This is a genomic window from Bartonella sp. OD88NMGDW, assembly GCF_042193775.1.
Taxonomy (GTDB): Bacteria; Pseudomonadota; Alphaproteobacteria; order Rhizobiales; family Rhizobiaceae; genus Bartonella; species Bartonella grahamii.
Genome location: NZ_JBHIMA010000003.1, coordinates 169638 through 188106, shown reverse-complemented (window position 1 = coordinate 188106; position 18469 = coordinate 169638). Strand labels below are relative to the sequence as shown.

The window sequence follows — 18469 nt, the reverse complement described above, 5'->3', positions numbered from 1 at the left end:
TATCCCAAGCACCCCAAAACCCTCACGGCTCTTCACCAACCACACATCTGCGCCTTTACAGTTCCACGTTTTTACGATTTTGCAAATTCACAGAAAGCAAGAAAACTGCCGATAAACAGCCCCATTGAAACCTATCACCAGCCTATCACAAATCTATCACTGACCTATCACCAGCCTATTACTTGCCACCAGCCCTTTTCACCCAACGCCCTCCATTTCCCCATTCCAATGACGCATTTTACAATCCAGCCCCTCCATTGGCACCCTCTTTACCCCAACCGCCCCAAAACCCTCACGGCTTTTCACCAACCACACATCTGCGCCTTTACAGTTCCACGTTTTTACGATTTTATAAATTCACAGAAAGCAAGAAAACTTCCGATAAACAGCCCCATTGAAACCTATCACCAGCCTATTACTTGCCACCAGCCATTTTCACCAAACTCCCCTCCATTCCCCCATTCCAATTTTGACGCATTTTACAATCCAGCCCCTCCATTGGCACCCTCTTCTCCTCAACCGCCCCAAAACCCTCACGGCTTTTGAGCAACCACACCCGCTTTTACAGTTTAACGTTTTTACGATTTTGTAAATTCACAGAAAAAAAGAAAACTGCCGATAAACAGCCCCAGCATACTACAAGCCTATCACCAGCCTATTACTTGCCACCAGCCCTTTTCACCCAACGCCCTCCATTTCCCCATTCCAATTTTGACGCATTTTACAATCCAGCCCCTCCATTGGCTCCCTCTTTATCCCAACCGCCCCACAACCCTCACGGTTCTTCACCAACCACACATCTGCGCCTTTACAGTTACACGTTTTTACGATTTTGTAAATTCACAGAAAAAAAGCAAACTGCCGATAAACAGCCCCAGCATACTACAAGCCTATTCATTGACATCAGCCTTTTCAAACAGAGATCAGCATAAAATGAAAAAAATAATCCATGCCCTCCTCCCAAGCCGTGAAGCAATGGCATGATCTAAAACTCACATCTCCCCCCATGACATGAGGGCTACACACGCTTTTTCAGCGCTGCATTTAATTGCCGCGTAACCTTGTAATACGATATCAAACGCTTTATAAAAGAAATATACAGTGCCACAATGGGTATTGTTAAGAACAAATCAAAAATACCCCCCAGCAGAATGATCAAAATCAGCGTGTAAGCTGCCGCCATTGCGTAATGCATTTTATTCCCTTCTCTTTATAAATTGATTGATTGGGTTGCTTCAGTCACTTCTTCCAATTGCTGAATCTTCTTTTTCAATCGATGAGTTAAAATTTCACGAAGGATCACAACAACAGGAATCGTTGCAAAAATACATACCGATAAAAAAAACCAGAAAAACAAGAGAATGGCAATATATTCAAATCTGCTCTCATCTATCTCATCGATCCCTTTAAAGAAAATCACATAGACATAAACTTTGAAAAACATAATAATGAAAGAGAGGCATGCGTGGAGGATATAATCTTTGCGTGAAAAAGCGAGCCATTTTTTTAACGAATGAGAACTTATCTGTGTTTCTAGTGCTAAGTTTTGCGGCACTCTCTCTTTCCCTTTTCCGCTTTTTTCAAAGAAACAAAAATGCTGCGGCTGTTCTTTCATCAAACGTCTTTGTTTTTTCACTCTGTAATAGAGCCTCAAACGCTTGATTAAAGAATAATAAGGCGCCACAATAATCATATTCACAAAAATAGCAAAAACTGTAACTGCATTTAGAAGAAAACATCCAATTGGCAGAAACAAAATAAAAACCGCGGCCTCACTCCTCATGCGTATAACCTCATTGATTAATCTCCTGCTGCTTTATTTCTTCTTCCAATTTTTGCTTTATTTTTTCCAATTTACGCTCTTTAACGGAGCGCAGCCCCCACAAAATAGGAAGAGGTGTAAGAAGACAAAACCAAATCAACACCGGCAAGAGAAAAATAAAAGAACCAATTCCTTCCCATCTTATCCACTGCAACGGCTGTACCAGAGATTTTGCACCCGCAGGAACTTCTAAAGCCATCATGATAAGACATGTGCAAAACATAGTGAAAAAGGAACGCCCTATTATTTCACAACTCCCCACCCCTTTACGCCTTTCCACTGAAGGCACCGTCAATTTTTTGAATGAAAAGAAAGACTCTTCAAATGGCGCATTTTTCTCCTGCATTGATCCCCTCTGCTTTTACACTTCGCGCTTTTTACGCTCTATTTTTAGGTTTAAGCTCTTTTTAATTTATCTAAACGCTTTATTTTCTCTCAATAATTTTTTTCATCAATCCTAATTTCTACATCCATATATTCTAACTCCCCATCCTTTATGTAAAGAATATCAGGACGATAGTTTTTTCCATCAACTTCACAAATCGCGTCCTTTTCGTAAACGAAATATCCCTGTTGTCTTAATTCTTCTCTTTTTTCCTCGATCAATTTTTCATAAGAATCTCTTCTTCTATTGCACAAACTAGGATCTGAGGCTCTAAAATATTCATAGCTCTCCACCTCCATGGAAAAATCCTTTGCCGCCTGTTGAAGCAAATCGTAACTGGGTTGCTTTGTCTTTTCTACCGCCTTAGCGATTATCATCGCGCGTTCCAGATGCTCCTCTTCGATGCTTGTTTCAAAGCCCAGTTTCTCACCTTCCAGAAAGCTTTTGTGATAAGCGTGTAAGGTTTCAACATCACCCAACAATGCCAAAGCTGCAAGATAGCGCAGCGAATAAGAAGCCAACTGAGGGACCACAACTTTGTTTTCCCAAGGAAGGATACGATATTGAGAGCGAAGCATATTGCCAAGATCAACCTCTGTCATTGCCTTTTCTAAAGCTTTCTCGAGTGCACAGCGTAAATGCTGGGCACTTACCTTTTCTTCAAAAATTTCCAACCCCTTCACATCAAAACTCAATTCGAGAGCAATCAAGCCTCCAGAATTATAAGGGTCTATCGTTTGGCAAGCCGCCGCATGGATACCAGAAACCACCGCAATTGCACAATCAAATCGCGGATACCCCTTCTCAGCATTATAAAGAAACTGCACTTCACGATCTGGTAAATAATAGGTGGCCAAATGATCCCCTTTTCCTTCAATTTCCACCCTCCACCCCAAACTCTTTAAAAGCGCCGTTGCACTTTCCATCGTTAGGATTTCCTCATCAGAAAGAGAAAACTCTGTAAACTCTTTTTCCTCAGATAACGGCTTAATCATCGGCGTTGCTCCACTAGACGGCTCAAAAGCAACAGGTTGTTCAAGCACGCGGCTTAATTCTTTTGTCACTTGGCAATACAGTCTCACCCGCTTGAAAGTAGAATAATACAATGCCCAAATGAACATCGTGACCACAGCAGAAAGCAGCGTGAAAAGCGTCAAGCCCACACCCCACGAGAGTACAACAATAATATCTATCATTTTAATATCTATCATTTTCTGCCCTCCCTTCACGCGCTGTTTTGTTGAGAAGCGGTTTTGCTCCGCTGCCAGATTTCTTGATCCAACTGCTTGATCTTTTTTTTCAACAAACGCGTAAAAATGATGCGGACCACAAAGGCAACAGGAATAAGCACAAAAAGAAGCGTTGATATAAAACCCAATATTAATGTTAAAATGAACAGAATATAATTCGACCACTCTGTCAAATCCCACTCAAAAAATATAACGAGTGCCACTTTAAAAGCGCTAATAATGAAAGCAATGCAAAAGATGACTTTATAATTTTTGCTTGTCAAAAACGCTTCTTCAAGCGAAAACGACCGTGGCTCTTCGTCCAATGATGCATTTTTTCCATTGCCCCTCATTTTTTATCCCTCATTTGTTTCAATTTTTAAGCCATTTTCATGAACCGAAGCTTTCGTCCTCACAATGAATGAGGGTTCATCAATATCAAGCGCTTGTATCCCTCATCTTTTATAAAGACAATATCAGAGTTGCATTTTTTTCCATTACCTTCAAACATCATGTTTTTATCACGCACAGTGTATCCTCTGTTGTCCTAAGGCTTCTCTTTTCTCGTCGATTAAATGTTCATACAAATATCTTCTTCTATTGCACAAATTTGGGTCTGAGGCTCTAAAATTCTAATCACTGCTCTTTTTATTTTCAGGAAGATAAGCTTCTTTGCAAAGAAGAAGCCAACTGATGCAAAAAAATCGTAACGAAGTTGCTTTGTCTTTATGACGATTTGAACCACCCAAAAAGCCGCCCAAATGGACTTTTTTGATATTTTTTCAAAGCCCAGCCTCTCACCTTCCATAAAGCTTTTGTGAGAAAGCTATCAAGTGTTAATATCAGCAAGCAATGCCAAAACCCCAAGGGTGCGCAGCAAATAAGAAGTCAACTGAGGGGGGGGCTACAATTTTCTTTTCCCAAAGAATGGTGCTCTATTGAAAGCCCAAACACGCGGCCAAGATCAACCTCATTCCCAGATCAACCTCATTCCCAGATCAACCTCAGTCATTGCCCTTATCTAAAGCGTCCTCAAGCACACGGTGTAATCACTGGGCGCTTACCTTTTCCTCAAAAATTTTCAATTCCTTTGCCTTAAAATCCACCCCTTTGCTTCAAAGCTCAGTTGTCAATCTAGCAAAGCCCCAAAATGATAAGGATTAATTTTTGGCAAGCTGCAGCATGTATACCAGCGCCTCCCACAATTCCATAATCAAATTGCACAAAACCTTTTTCATCCAGAAAGAGAAACTGCCCCTCGCGGTCTCGTAAATAAATAGATGCCCCCTTTTCTTTCAATTTCTCCCCTCCACCCCAAGCTCTTTAAAAGCACTATTGCACTTTCCATGGAGCAAAACGTCTTGATCAAAAACTTGGACTTTTGGCACGCCTTCTTTATGCGCCTTGCCTCTCCATTTTCTCAGAAAATGGATTTTTCTGCCCCAAACACCACCGCCGCATCTTGTGCTTTAATATAGATTTTTCGCTCTCAATATCGCTTGGTAAGACACATTTTTATACTTGATAAAAAGAAAATAAGTTACAAGATTTTCTCTCTTAAAGAAAACAGCAACAGCAAGTAAAACCCAAAAAAAGCCTCTTTTCACTTTGCCCCCGCACCCGCTCAAACAAGAACCCCGCTCAAGCAAAAGCCCCATTCAAGCAAGAGCCCCATTCAAGCAAAAGCCTCAATTCTTTTCAAAACACAGCACAAATATAAAAAAAGCACAAAACGAGAAGTGTACCCCATGCTTCTTAATGAACATATCAAAGGCAAGGCTTATGGCATCCTTTCACTTTGTCACCGCACCCGCTCAAGCAAAAGCCCCACTCAAACAAAAGCCTTTCTTCACTTTGTCCCCTCGCTCACTTTCCCCTCATTCACATCGTATAATATGACGAGAGCTTTTTTCTGCTCAACCTCTTCTTCCAATTGCCCTATCATTTTCTTCAACTGACGTGTCACGATAAAACGCATAATAAAAACAATCGGTAAGAATAAAAAAACACAGGCAAGCATCCATGCTAGTGGCTCGAATACAACAAGAGAAACAAAGTCCCTTCCTCTCCATATCTGAACGACAACCGTTATAACTATTGGAGCTGTCACTATGACCGTAGAAATATAAAATATTTTTTTATAGTCTTGCCAAACAAGAGAAAGCTGTTTTTTATCAAACATTCTGCTGCTTTTTTATTTTGGGGAGATCTGTTTTAAGGCAATATCGCGTTCATTAAGCACACATTTCAGTTCCTTTTTCACGCGACAATAAAGCCGCGCACGCTTGATAAACACGTAATAAATGATAAAAATCGGCACCCATATTAAAACATTTAAAAGCGTAAAACACAGGAAAGAAATGGCTATTAATGTTATAAGACTACTCGTCATTTTGTCCCCCTTCCACATTCTGCATACGCATTGCCTGATCGCTTTGTTTTATCGCTTCTTCCAATTGTGGAAGTATTTTGTTCAATTTTCTCGTTAACTTTATGCACATGATCCCAATGATCGGAGAAAAGAGAAAAATCCCTAACCATAGAAGGCTCAACAGCTGTATAATAAAGGCAACGCTATCATTTTTCCACCATACAAAATTTGCGATAGAGCAAGCAGATTGCAAAACAGAAAAGAGAATAAGGATAAAAAAGATTATTTTACATTCTTTTGAAGAAAAAGGCAGAGATTCTTTGAAGTTAAGAAAGCGCATTTTCGCATCAAGGGTCTTAAATACGAGATTGTGTCTTTTCATTTCTCCCCGATCATTGCGCAATTGTTGTACGGCTTGCTTTTGTTGCGTCGTACTCTTTTTCAAGCCTTGAGCGAGTTTAAAAGATAACCTGATATGTTTGATCAACAGGTAAGGAAGCCTAACAATGACCATAACCATTAAAATGGCAATAACGATGCCCCCTAAAAAAGCCAAATGCTGCATCATAATGCTCCCTTTTTTTCCCTATCGCATTGATGTGAAATCATCATTTTTATCCTCTGCTCAAACAAATGTTTCTAATTCCTTTACTGTTTCTTGCACGCCATACTGAAGGAAACTATGGAGAATTAAAATGACAGGTAAAGAAACAACAATACATACCCAGAACCACAACAGCAGTTTCATGACAAAATCAATAATGTGAAGCACTATAATAGGCACGTAATTGTGCAAAAAAATTGCAGATTTTGGAAGAAAAGCTGAAAAAACGACAACACCTGTGCAAAGTGCAACCATAACGAAAGCGATAGAAAAGATCATAAAATAATCTTTTTTTGAGAGAAGCAAAGATTCTTGAAAAGAAAAGGCACTGAACTGTGTTGCAAGAACTGTATTCTGTCCCCTACCCTCTGCCTGATTATGCCTCAAATTCTGCGCTGCACCTTTTTTTAATTTTCGCTGCGTCACCAATAACAAGATTGTCCGTTTTATCAACGAATAATAAAGTGCAACGATTGTCACCATGGTAGAAAGGAATACCATAAAAATTGCAGAACAAATAAAAATTGCCGTCCCTACGGCGATCAACATTCCAATGATTAAAGAAGCGGTCACTTTCCCCTCCTATAGTCTTCTGTCAGAGATTGGTTGTTTAGCTGTTGCTGCTCTGGCAAGGTTTCCCACAGCTTCATCATTTCCTTCACATCCCGTTTAAATATGGCGTTAAAGACAAAAAAGAGCGGAAAAAAACCAAAAAGAAAACAAAAAATCATTTGCGGTAAGAAACATAAAAAAGCCCAAACACTATTCCACCCCGCATCAAGCAAATGCTCGATGATAGGATTTTTAAAAGGATGTGCAAGGCTCTCCTGAATTATTTCCTGAAAACTTTTTTGTTTCGTTTGTCCCAGTGCTTGGAGCTGTTCTTTGGATATAACATGAAAAAATTCCAAAGGCTCCATATAGACAGTCGCGGAAAAAAGCACCAACAAGAGGATAGCCAAACACAAAATGATGACGTAATCGCCTGTTGAAAGCATCATCCATTTTTTGAAAGTTGCCGATTGATCCAACACTGACTGTGATACAAAAGCCTTATTTCCCTCATGGGCAGATTGGTGTTGTGATTTATCTTCGATCATACGGATACTCCCCCACTTTTAAAATTCCCACTCTTCAAATTTGATAGCACGCCACCAGCGCGGTAAATTCGCTTAGCACTCTTCTCAGAGTAAAGCAAGCACTATAATCCCCTATAAATATTTTATTCACGTACCCTATACGCGCTTATACATGACGCGCTTACAAGCCCAAACACCCCTTTTCCTCTCTTTATCGATCACACAAACCCTAAAAGACACCGTTTTACAAAAATCCAACAAATATTTAATCTAAAAAACATCTCATGTGGAAAACTGACATGCCCACCATAAACGACAGTGTTTTCACCGCTTAAATGAAGCCGAGTATATATAAAGCAAAGGATGATGATATTCCTTGCTCATCTCAAAGAATGAAGATTTTAAAACCCACCTCAGTTTGTCAACAATCCCATTGCTCTTAAGTGCACTCCGCCTGCTGAGCACTTATGGGTTCCACTTGCATAAAGCGCTCTACGAACAACTTCTCCCTTAACAAAAGTCCTTCCTTAACATTGGCACCCTAATTTTTAACACTTAATGCGTCAAAAGTTACAATGCCTCATAAACCTTCCTATATCCGCCTCAAATGACAGTATTTTATGGCATAACAAGATGAAAAACATTTTCACAAGCACTTTGTATCTTGATAATCAACACATCCAAAATGCTGTAAGATTCTCTCATTTCAAATCTATCCCCTGTTGAATCAATCAAATTTATTTGCTTGTACGTAAAAAGTGGGAGAGCCATGCGCAGTGAAATTGTACAATGAAAATGCCTCTTATAAACCGTCTCAAATGCCAAGAGCTTGTAATACATATTGGGGATTGGCAAAATATGCGATGATACCAGCTTACGCTTTTATGAATCCTAAAAATGATGATCCTTAATAAAGTTATATTATCATGAAAGCTTTACCATAGATGCCCTTCTTGAGCCACCGTCGTGAAATGGGCTCGAGCACATGTAAGAGATGTCTCTTAAAAACAAGCGCGTGAATATGCCGCAATAAGTATATTCCGTTTGAGGCATTGTGTATGACGTAAGAGATGTGCCCCTAGAATGTGAGAAACAAGAACGCGATAAACAAAAGCGTGAAGCAATAAGCACGCCCCACAGACCAAACCAAACAACCGATTATCTAAAATGCGCCCACAGCAGCTTTGCAATTTTTCAATTCTCATTTTAAAATTTCTTGATTCAAAAAGCCCCTATTTTAAAATTAAAAAAGAAATGTCTTACACCTCATAGCCCCCACCTTTATAAAAGCATTTCTTAATAAACGCCTCTTTTATCAAGCTACCTGCCGCTTATAAAGCTTCTTTGGATATTGCATCCCGTCATTTAACCATTTAAGTGACCACCTCCCTTTTTTATGAAATCCATTAAAACAGCAAAATGAAAAAATTTTATCCTCTATAAAAGATTACCGTAAATTGCTTGATCCTCCACAGTTTATTTTGTTATTTTGAACTGATGAACCATATTTTATTTGAAAATATAAGGATCTTATGCTATTATAAGCACATTGAAAAGTTTGTTTTTTAAGCTCTGTGTCGCTCAAAAAAAGATAAAATCCTCTATAAAAGATAAAGATATATTTTGCAGCTTAATCTACATCAGACATCTTGGTACAGCGCCCAATAAGAAAACCCCAATATACCTCCCAATAACAAAGCTCAACGGATGATAAAAATCCACGGATAATAAAAACAATGACTTTTCAAAGGTAAAACTGAAAAGTTTCCACGAAGCGCTCATGAGAAAGAAAGCAAATAATCCTACTAGAAAAGACTTCCTATTAGAAAGATAACGACATACCCATAAAACATCATTCTTGTTTATTTATTCACATGTGACAAAAGTTTATTTTCAACTGTTCCAGAAAGGTTGAGAAATCTTTAGAAAGCAAATAACCCGCTATCCATGAAAAAATAAGCATGATAGGAGCGAGAAATAAGACTGATAGGGATAAGATAAAAATGGTAAAAAACACCTTAAAGATGATTTTTTCGCCCCACACCGTTGCTGTTCTTTGTGCTGAAAGACGCCTTTAGTATCCGTTTCTCCTTTGATCTGCAACGGCTCATATTCCCACAGTATTTGCTCCCCCTAGTATTTGCTCAAAGTGCTTTTTACATCACTGTCCCCCATCAACAGACAGTTTATTTTTCATTTAAATGGTTAAGTTCATGAAAATACGTAAAAAACGCGGTAGACCGAGAATAACAGGCAAACTCAGAGAGCCCAATGGCCGTATTTCACGTGCCCAAAGCCCCAGCGAATCTGCGCTTCAATCTGCGATTGAAATGCGTGCAAAACACTTTGGTTTAAGCCTTGAAGAAGCGAAAAATCCACTTGTTGGAACCTATATTGGGCGTCTTTGTTTGCTTGGCTATAAAGGGGATTCATCAGGCATCAGTAAGGAGCAATATGACACGGCGCAAAGATACTTGCAAATCAGAAACGACTATTTATGTGCAAAAGGTTTACCAAACGGCTATTATGATGGTTTTACGCACAGCGCATCAGATGAGACAACAAAAAAGCAATGGGTTCAAAGAGCAACGAATTGCTATGAAGATATGCAAGAAGCGATTAAAGAAGCACAATATTTGCATCGTCAACACAACTTTCATGCGGCATTACAATATCTTGTTATAGAAGATCAACCGCTGCCTAATCTTGTTGGTTCGTTGCGTATTATTCTTGATGCCCTTTATAAACATTTTGACTGTTCTAGCAAAAAGATCATTGGCTAAAAACACCCATCGTTTTCTCTCCCTCACAGGATAAAGATTCTAAAACCCTCCTTTGTAACATGCCTCTTTGTAACCAGCTCCGTTATAAAGAGACAATCCTTCTTGACAAGTTACACTTGAGATCCACTGGACTTGCCCTTTCATAGAATTCATGGGATTGACGAGCTTAAAGCACACAACAAATAAGCTTTAAAATATCCACCAAGCCCTTAAAAAACGCTTCAACCTGTCAAAGAGACTTATCACCATACCTCAAACGATATATCTACCCATGCCTCAAAGGACAATATTTCACGACATATTTCACGACATGGACAAGATAAATATTTCCCCCTCTTCATACAGCAACCTTCTCCCCATCACCCTCCCCTCCCTATTACACCCCCTCCCCATTACCCCTATTGTAACAAACAGCCCTCATCATCCAATTTTCCCCCAATATCGCGATATCCTTAGCTCTTGAGACAATTCATTATCGTCATTGTGCGTCTTTTCTTGTACAATTCTACACAGCTTTCCTGATCTTATGACAGACAAGAGACATGGCTTTGATTGCAGCATAATCTAGATTTCTCATTCAAGATCAATAACGACTAAAACATCATTATAAATCAATATGTTACCATTAAAACACCCCATTGATTTTTTACAAAATTAAAAGCATCATCCCTTAAACGAAAGAAAAAGCCCCCACCAACAATCTCCTCCATCATCAACAACTTATACCGGTAACCATCCACCCACCATGCCACCGCTAATACGACAGCCAGCATAGCCCCAATCGCCAACACAATCGCGACACCTAAGCTTTACCCCCGCAAAACCTTCCAACCATCGCCTTCCTAATTCCATCAATAAAATACCACGGATTTCAAAACCACAATTCTCTTCTCTCCCTTCACCTTGCTCCCTCCTTTTTCAAAGAAGGAAAAGCATTTATGGTAATCAATACATCTTTATACAGAAACCTTTAGAGCCCCCTATAGCCATTCGAAGAGCCATCACACCTCTAACCACCCACGAGCCCCCATTTAAGTCATCCCCCACGGGAAATCCCCTGCGCAACACCTAAGCTTTGCCCCCGTAACATCTTCCAACCATCGCCTTCCTAATTCCATCAATAAAATACCACGGATTTCAAAACCACAATTCTTCCCTCTCCCTTCACCTTTCCCCCTCCTTTATCAAAGGAGAGAATGTTTTTTGCCGCAATAAAAAAGGGAAAATAATCGTTTTGCTGTTGACAGAATATGAAAAATCGTATTTAATGATAGGTGCGGTAAGGGATTTTTTGCGCCCAGATTTCATCAGAGAATTTTTGCATTATTATAGACTGTTATCAAACGGTGTGTTTCGCTATAATCTTTAAAAGTCTCTTGTTTAAAGGTATCTTTCGTCTTTCTCTGACTGTTTTTCTTCTGCATCATCCAATTTGCATCACCAACAGCCCTATAATTTTGAGATTTTCAAAACAAGCCGTATCCAATAAGGGCTCCCAATAGAACGCCCTAATACAATACCCCAATAAAAATACGGATACAACACATCACAGAAATGATGAGCACTACACGAATATAAAATATGAAAACGACCAGGATATGCTTTCATCGCCTCATTTTTCAAGATGCGAAGGCTTTTTTTCAAAACATTGTTTAGCCAGAATTGAAGAACATAATGTCATCCATTGATTATCAATATGGAAGCTAATATTATGAAGCCACAAGATTCTTCTCTCCCTTATTCCTCACAAACACAAGGAAGGGCAAATGCACCAGAAGGGGCGCGTGCAACTGCATCATTAGACAATCTTGCTGCACATTCAGAACAACAAAGCAGCGAAAAAGAAGGAAATGTCCCGTTCAATCATGAGGAATTAAAAAATATCATTGCTCGTTTAGAAGAAGACATCTCAACGGATCGTTGGTTTACAACTGATTATGCAAGCATAGATCTTAAACTGATGCCAGCCTTAGTGGAACAAGCAAATCGTAAATATCCTGAAATGCGCCTTCAATTGGTAGCGTCATCTCACGACTTTGCCCTTGCACTAAAAGAAGCCATCGAAAACGGCATTCAATCTTCTAGATTTATCATTCACACAAAGGATAGAGGAATTCATTTTTCAGTGATTGATCATCAAACCATCGATGACAAAACGTCCGTGATATTTTTTGAACCTACAACACTTAACAATATGAGATCAGCAGTGCTAGCATTAAGGACACAACTGGCCCTTAAAGCGCATGAATTGTCTAACTGTTCTTTTGCCATGGCAGAAATGGACATTCAGCGAAGCTCTTCTGAATGTGGAATGTTCAGCTTAAGCCTTGCCAAAAAGCTTTATTCGGAAGCTCAAAAATTAGAACGACTGCACAAAGATAATATTAAGGGTGTGTTATGTGAACCAGATACGCCTTTATCTGCTGAAAAGTTAGATACATATCTTCCAACCACTTTTTATAAACACGTGCAAGGAAGAAGACGTCTTGGGGAATATCTAAAAGCCAATCCGGATGCGGAACATGAAACAGTAAACAAAAAAGGCGAAACTCTGAGAGAGAGATTTGAAAGAAGCTTAAGTTCAGCAGAAGGAAAAACTGTTTCTGTTTCACAACATAGAAAAAGAGCGACGGAATACAAATCTCTGATGATGTAAGATGTAATGAGTGTTTTAGCCATATCCGTATTCCACATCCACAAAGAATGAAGCCCTGCGGCTTTACGGTAAGATATAAATGCTATTAGCCAATCTTCTTTTCCCTTTGAAAGAAGTAACAATGCAAAAAGTGAGCAATTACCTCTTCAAACAAAAGGCAAAACAATAATATTCTATTAAAAGTAGCCCATTTTAAAGCCCGTATTTTAAAACTTTGAACAAACATAAAACACGCAAGTTTTGAAAAGACCAGCCCGCACTTTCTTATAAAGCAGCTGAAAAATGATTTTTTCCTTAATCTTCAAGAAATAAAGGTTCTTTTTCAAAACATTATTTGGTCAAAATATAAAAAATAATATTGCCTCCCGATTATAACCACGGAGGTTCATATTATGAAGCCACAAAATTCAAAAGATACTGCCGCTCATGCCTCACAAATAGCAGAAAGTAACATCGAAAATGAATCCTTAGAAAGCCTTATTGCCCGTTTAGAACAACTCAACGCTCCTCAAAAAGAAGAGAGCACCTTGAGTCAGGAAAAGTTGAAAGCTATTATTACAGACTTAGAAGATGATCTCGTCACCGGCCGTTGGATTAACTCTTATTATGAAAACATAGATATTAGATTGATGCCGGCTCTCGTAGAAAAAGCAAACAGCAAATATCCAGCAATGAATCTCAAATTGGCTCTTACAGCAGAAGAGTTTTCACACGCACTAAAAGAAGTCGTTGAGAGCGACGCAAAATCTGCTCGATTTATAGTAAATTCGGGAAGCAAAATCCACTTTGCAGTCCTTGATTATCAAAAAGTTGATGACAAAATCTCTTTGATTATGCTTGAACCTACAACATTTCAGAATATCACTGCTTGCAAACTAGGGATAAAAATAAATCAAACCCTTCAATGTCTTCAACTGCCTCCTTATTCTTTTACCACGGCAGAAATGGATATTCAGCGAAGCTCTTCTGAATGTGGGATGTTCAGCTTAAGCCTCGCCAAAAAGCTTCATCTTGAATCTGATAAATTAGCAAGATTGCACAAAGATAATGTTAAGGGTGTATTATGTGAACAAAATTCATCTTTATCTGCTGAAAAGTTAGATTCCTATCTTCCCATTAGTTTATACAAACATGCGCAAGGAAGAAAACGTCTAGAACAATATTTAAAAGCCAATCCGGATGCTGAACATGAAACAGTAAACAAAAAAGGTGAAACTCTGAGAGAGAGATTTGAAAAAAACTTAAGAACAACAGAAGGAAAAACTGTTTCTGTTTCCTCCCACCCAAAAAAGGCTCACTGAATACAAATCTTTGATGATGTAATTGAGTTTTTTTCCATATCCATAAAGAACGAGGCTCTGCTGCTTGACGGTGGGGTATAAATTGCTGTTAGCAAATCTTTTTTTCCGTTTGTAAGCAATTAAAGAGTTAAACAGCAAGCAACGTGACCTCTTAAAGACAAAAAGCTGAATACATAAAATATTTTAGGATTTTGGATGTTAAGTAAAAGCACCCGCCTCCTCCTGTAGCTTTTTTCTAAGAGTTGTCCACTTTTATCTCAAGCGCCTCCACATCAGTACCACTTGCCAAAACAACCGCAAACAGCCACTCTCTGTCCCCCACAATCACACCATCCGTTCTCTCCATCTCTCCCCCCTCACAACCACCGCCAAAACAACCGCAATCACCAACACCAATGCTAACACAAATCATTGTGCAACCCTCCAACCCCTGCCGCGCCAACAATGCCTTCTAAGAATTCCATTCACCAACATATATGTCACCCCTCCAACCTCACTTCTCATGCCACCGCTAACACAACCGTAATGCCACCGTAATGCCATTGCGTACATCAACAGCACCAAGTCTCAAAACCAACAACATCTCTCAACGGAAAACACCAGCCCAACCATTATCCCACTTGGACAACCATGACCTCATTCCCTTAAGATGCTACAACTAACCTTTTGATTTCATTAAATTTTCACGTCTCTTCTGTTTTTGCAGAGTGAAAAATTTCACTTTTAATGTGTCGACCAGCCTCACTTTAAAGTGAGGCTTTATTTTATGGAGAAGCAAATGAGAAAAATATCATCAGCAGGGCTTGCACTCATTAAACAATGGGAAGGATTGCGTTTGAACGCCTATAAAGATGCCATCGGGGTGTGGACAATCGGCTATGGACATATCAGCGCTGCTGGAAAACCGTTCGTTCACAAAGGCATGATCATTACTGAAAAGCAAGCAGAAGAAGTTCTTTCTCAAGATTTAAGACAATTTGAAAATACCGTTGAAACAAATGTGACGGTTTCCTTAACGGATGAACAATTCGCTGCGCTCGTATCGTTTTGCTATAATATAGGAGCTTCGGCTTTTTGTAATTCGACCCTGCTCAAAAAACTCAATAACGGCGAATATGAAGCCGTCCCTGCTGAATTACAAAAGTGGACCAAAGCAGGAGGAAAGCGTCTTCACGGTCTAGTGCACCGTCGTGCAGCCGAAGCAGGATTATGGGCAAAAGGTGCTTATGTTTCTCCCAACTACCAAACCGTAGAAACGCAAGCACCAATGGGATTTTTCAAAGCAGAAGCGCTTACACCGATTATTGGTTCTTTTTCTGGACTTGGAGGCTTATTGGCAGGCAATGGTCCCATCCAATGGGCATTGGCAGCCATTATGGTTTTAGCCGCCTGTGCAGGCATCTTCTTTGTGGCAAAACGGTTTCGGGAGCAGCGCTTATGATGTGGTGGATGAAAAAAAATCTGATGATAACAGGAGCGGCTCTGACCGCTTTTTTTATCGCTTTAGCAAAAGCTTTCACTCTTGGAAAAAAGATTGAACAACAAAAGCAAATAGAAAAAACGCTAAAGTCATCAATAACACGGCTAGAGGTGGAGAATGAAATTAATCAAAAAAATGATGCTGATGTACGCGCTGCTCTTACTTACTGGTTGCGCGATAAAAACAATAAATGAGCCTTTTTCTTGCGTTGGTTGGATGCCCATTTATTTAGACAAAAAAGATCTCAATACCATCAGTTCAAATCTCGCAAGAGATATTTTAAAGCATAACAAACAAGGGGAAGGCTTGTGTGGGTGGAAACATGGCTAGAAAAAAAACAGAAAAACAAACAGAGCTTACAGAAAAGGAAAAAGAAATCCTACAAGAAATCATCACAACTTATAAAAGTGTAAAAATGATGTCACGTTATACGAAGTGGATTATATTTATCATTTTCCTATTAGCGCTTGATTTCTCACGTATCATAGATGCGTTAGCAAGTATTTTTACACAAAAATCGAATATTCAGCTCTAAAATAAATAAAAAACATGAGACGTGTTAAATCTTTTTTTAAATAAAAAGCCATTCGTTATTTTTTGAAAACACGGAGATTTTATTGATGATTTTTCACGTCTCATGGGAAATTTTTACACACTCTTCAAAAACGCTTTCATGAAATGAATTTAGGAGCATGAAGAGAGATTTTTAACAAACGCGTGAGTCAACAACTTTACTAACATAAGAAAAGGATCATACCAACGCACATTTTCTAAAATAACCTATTGATACTAAAAAATATTTTATACTCTTCACAAATCCCATCGGGAAGATACCATCGCGAAAAAATTTAAAAATATTTAGAGATATTTTTTTAATAATTGCATAAGTAAACAACGCAAAAAGTATTAACTTGCCTAAAATCCCCTTATCTTTACACTTTAAAAAAAAGAGCAATCAGACACCTCCCTACGCATAAATCCCCAATATTTATACCGCCTCTGTTTATAAAAACTCTGTTTATAAAAAAACTGACTATTTGAAAATATTCATGAGAGGCATTTTTATTTTCTTTCAGTATTTCACCCTAGCTCTCTCCACTTGTGAGGTATAAGAAAACGATTGCGATTGTTTCAACATAAGAAAGAATTGAAATGAAAAAATCCACCGCAATAAAAATCTCTTATTCAACATACAAAACAATGAATAATTCTGATCAATAAAAGCGTTGTTCCATTAAAACCCATTAAAAAATATGAAGCAATACATGATTATCATTATTTGCAAGAATGCAATGCTCTTGAAAACCGTAAAACCACATCACATTGATTTATAATTATCATTAAGCACTCTTCAACTTGAATTAAAGCCCTGCATATCGCAGGATTTTCTCATTTCCCAACCTGTTTCCTTTTAAAATAATCCAAACTATGTCGCTTGCACATTACAGTGTATGGGTCAAAACTATACAAGCAAGGCACGCCTCACCGTCTCACGGACCAACGGCTTGTCATAACATTGAGAGCTGGAAAAGTATATGATAACGCAAGCGTATTCTTTTATTAAGCGTAAAGATGATCGTGCCCTATAGTTTTATGCACTTCATGAGAACTTTGCCCTTATACCATTCACAAATCCATTGCGAAATCGGTGTGACAAGCAAGATGTCTCTTAAAAACATGTCAATATGCAAAAATATATATTTGGAGACAAATATATTTGCGGCTTTTCTATTTTACGTGAGGGATTTCACAAAAAAAAGATACGCAAGCAACAAAAGTTTGAGGCATCATCTTCATTATTTAATAAGATATTACTATAAATACCTTTAAAAGTCATAAAGCAAAAAGATGATGACAAGACGCGTGCTTATATACCTTTACATTCTTTCTCAATGAGGCTGTCTTTCTATTGCAGAGATTAACCAAACAGAGATATGCTTGTCCCAGTATACAAAAGCCCTTTAACAGAGAAAACCCTTATTTTTTCATACAAAAGCTTGAAATACCAACATCTTATTCATAAAAAAAACAAACAAGACCCAACATGCTCTGTCCAACTTTCTCTCTTCAACTTTCAATGAATACAAACTCTTGCGTTAGTTCATAAAAACCATTCGCCCTTCTAAAGCGCAAACACAGGATTTTTTTAATGGTGCATGCATAAACTTAAAATGAAAAAATAGAACTGTATTAGGAATAAATGACTATAAATCAAATAGTTATATTTTTATCACTAAAATATTTTCAAAAGAAACCACGATCCCCGCACAATAAAAACATCTCATAAATGCAAGAGAAAAAGTCATGAATAAAGAGAGAGATCTATTCACAATAGCGATACATCAACCAATGAAAAATAACAAAATGCTATAAGATCACTATCATAAAAGGAAGAACTGTACGAAACGTGAAAAAGCATTAAAAAAAACGGGCACAGAAGGCCCGTTTCTTTATTACTTCTATGGAATAAGAGCTTAGAAATCCATTCCGCCCATTCCACCCATTCCGCCACCTAAGCATTGGAGGCATTGGTGTATCTTTCTTTGGAACTTCAGCAACCATTGCTTCTGTTGTAATCAGAAGGCTAGCAATTGAAGCCGCATTCTGGAGAGCAGAACGCAAAAACTTTCACTGGATCAACAATTCTTGAAAGCAATCAAATCACCAAATTCACCGGTTGCAAAACGTGAAAAAGCATTAAAAAAAACGGGCACAGAAGGCCCGTTTCTTTATTACTTCTATGGAATAAGAGCTTAGAA

Annotated in this window: 20 protein-coding genes and 2 pseudogenes; 7 read left to right on the top strand and 15 right to left on the bottom strand. The window is 38.5% G+C overall.

What is annotated here, in order from left to right; all coding sequences use genetic code 11:
* Positions 1–415: 415 nt before the first annotated feature.
* The 12 genes from ACFIJR_RS03835 to ACFIJR_RS03780 form a co-directional block, all read right to left on the bottom strand.
* On the bottom strand, positions 416–556 hold the full coding sequence (locus ACFIJR_RS03835) for a hypothetical protein (RefSeq protein WP_375653648.1): 141 nt from the start codon (positions 554–556) through the stop codon (positions 416–418).
* Between the two features lie 654 nt (positions 557–1210).
* A complete protein-coding gene (locus ACFIJR_RS03830) occupies positions 1211–1783 on the bottom strand; it encodes a hypothetical protein (protein WP_375653647.1) in 573 nt (190 codons plus the stop codon).
* Positions 1784–1793: 10 nt separating this feature from the next.
* Positions 1794–2168 carry a hypothetical protein gene (locus tag ACFIJR_RS03825; RefSeq protein ID WP_375653645.1) on the bottom strand — a complete coding sequence of 125 codons (375 nt, stop codon included), beginning with the start codon at positions 2166–2168 and terminating at the stop codon, positions 1794–1796.
* Between the two features lie 89 nt (positions 2169–2257).
* Positions 2258–3418: a DUF6990 domain-containing protein gene (locus ACFIJR_RS03820; protein WP_375653644.1), complete on the bottom strand. Its 1161-nt coding sequence runs from the start codon at positions 3416–3418 to the stop codon at positions 2258–2260.
* A 14-nt stretch (positions 3419–3432) separates the two neighbouring features.
* Complete coding sequence (locus ACFIJR_RS03815; RefSeq protein WP_375626436.1) at positions 3433–3789, bottom strand: hypothetical protein; 357 nt, start codon at positions 3787–3789, stop codon at positions 3433–3435.
* A 218-nt stretch (positions 3790–4007) separates the two neighbouring features.
* Complete coding sequence (locus ACFIJR_RS03810; RefSeq protein WP_375653643.1) at positions 4008–4244, bottom strand: hypothetical protein; 237 nt, start codon at positions 4242–4244, stop codon at positions 4008–4010.
* A 326-nt stretch (positions 4245–4570) separates the two neighbouring features.
* Positions 4571–4735, bottom strand: a complete 165-nt coding sequence (locus tag ACFIJR_RS03805; protein WP_375653641.1) for a hypothetical protein — start codon at positions 4733–4735, stop codon at positions 4571–4573.
* A 550-nt stretch (positions 4736–5285) separates the two neighbouring features.
* The gene (locus ACFIJR_RS03800) at positions 5286–5618 is read right to left on the bottom strand and encodes a hypothetical protein (protein ID WP_375626439.1); all 333 of its coding nucleotides are present in this window, start codon (positions 5616–5618) and stop codon (positions 5286–5288) included.
* 199 nt (positions 5619–5817) lie between these two features.
* Positions 5818–6375: a hypothetical protein gene (locus ACFIJR_RS03795; protein WP_375653640.1), complete on the bottom strand. Its 558-nt coding sequence runs from the start codon at positions 6373–6375 to the stop codon at positions 5818–5820.
* Positions 6376–6432: 57 nt separating this feature from the next.
* The gene (locus ACFIJR_RS03790) at positions 6433–6984 is read right to left on the bottom strand and encodes a hypothetical protein (RefSeq protein ID WP_375626443.1); all 552 of its coding nucleotides are present in this window, start codon (positions 6982–6984) and stop codon (positions 6433–6435) included.
* Positions 6981–7511 (bottom strand): hypothetical protein, encoded by a 531-nt coding sequence (locus ACFIJR_RS03785; protein ID WP_375653639.1) that lies wholly within the window; start codon positions 7509–7511, stop codon positions 6981–6983. Before ACFIJR_RS03785 ends, ACFIJR_RS03790 begins: the two co-directional genes overlap by 4 nt.
* Before the next feature lie 980 nt (positions 7512–8491).
* Positions 8492–8695: a hypothetical protein gene (locus ACFIJR_RS03780; RefSeq protein WP_273788516.1), complete on the bottom strand. Its 204-nt coding sequence runs from the start codon at positions 8693–8695 to the stop codon at positions 8492–8494.
* Between the two features lie 1008 nt (positions 8696–9703).
* Here ACFIJR_RS03780 and ACFIJR_RS03775 point away from each other — a divergent pair.
* Positions 9704–10273, top strand: coding sequence for a hypothetical protein (locus ACFIJR_RS03775; protein WP_375653637.1), 570 nt, complete (start codon positions 9704–9706; stop codon positions 10271–10273).
* Positions 10274–10884: 611 nt separating this feature from the next.
* Here ACFIJR_RS03775 and ACFIJR_RS03770 read toward each other — a convergent pair.
* Positions 10885–11064, bottom strand: coding sequence for a hypothetical protein (locus ACFIJR_RS03770; protein ID WP_375653636.1), 180 nt, complete (start codon positions 11062–11064; stop codon positions 10885–10887).
* A gap of 920 nt (positions 11065–11984) precedes the next feature.
* On the opposite strand from ACFIJR_RS03770, the gene ACFIJR_RS03765 reads away from it, so the two are divergent.
* Positions 11985–12929, top strand: coding sequence for a YopJ/AvrA family T3SS effector serine/threonine acetyltransferase (locus ACFIJR_RS03765; protein ID WP_375625316.1), 945 nt, complete (start codon positions 11985–11987; stop codon positions 12927–12929).
* A gap of 392 nt (positions 12930–13321) precedes the next feature.
* Positions 13322–14252: pseudogene (locus ACFIJR_RS03760) on the top strand (YopJ/AvrA family T3SS effector serine/threonine acetyltransferase).
* A gap of 213 nt (positions 14253–14465) precedes the next feature.
* Here ACFIJR_RS03760 and ACFIJR_RS03755 read toward each other — a convergent pair.
* Entirely contained in the window at positions 14466–14642 is a 177-nt protein-coding gene (locus ACFIJR_RS03755) for a hypothetical protein (RefSeq protein WP_375626450.1), read from the bottom strand.
* A 366-nt stretch (positions 14643–15008) separates the two neighbouring features.
* Here ACFIJR_RS03755 and ACFIJR_RS03750 point away from each other — a divergent pair, with 366 nt between their 5' ends.
* From ACFIJR_RS03750 to ACFIJR_RS03735, 4 genes are read left to right on the top strand one after another with little or no spacing between them, the layout of a single operon-like run.
* Positions 15009–15671: a lysozyme gene (locus tag ACFIJR_RS03750; protein ID WP_375626452.1), complete on the top strand. Its 663-nt coding sequence runs from the start codon at positions 15009–15011 to the stop codon at positions 15669–15671.
* The gene (locus ACFIJR_RS03745) at positions 15668–15904 is read left to right on the top strand and encodes a hypothetical protein (RefSeq protein ID WP_375653635.1); all 237 of its coding nucleotides are present in this window, start codon (positions 15668–15670) and stop codon (positions 15902–15904) included. Before ACFIJR_RS03750 ends, ACFIJR_RS03745 begins: the two co-directional genes overlap by 4 nt.
* Complete coding sequence (locus ACFIJR_RS03740) at positions 15828–16040, top strand: hypothetical protein (protein WP_375653633.1); 213 nt, start codon at positions 15828–15830, stop codon at positions 16038–16040. The genes ACFIJR_RS03745 and ACFIJR_RS03740 overlap by 77 nt, the downstream gene beginning before the upstream one ends.
* The gene (locus ACFIJR_RS03735) at positions 16033–16245 is read left to right on the top strand and encodes a hypothetical protein (protein ID WP_375625312.1); all 213 of its coding nucleotides are present in this window, start codon (positions 16033–16035) and stop codon (positions 16243–16245) included. Before ACFIJR_RS03740 ends, ACFIJR_RS03735 begins: the two co-directional genes overlap by 8 nt.
* Positions 16246–18184: 1939 nt before the next feature.
* Here ACFIJR_RS03735 and groEL read toward each other — a convergent pair.
* Positions 18185–18388 (bottom strand): annotated as a pseudogene (gene groEL / locus ACFIJR_RS03730) (chaperonin GroEL); the annotation flags it as partial.
* Between the last annotated feature and the right edge of the window lie 81 nt (positions 18389–18469).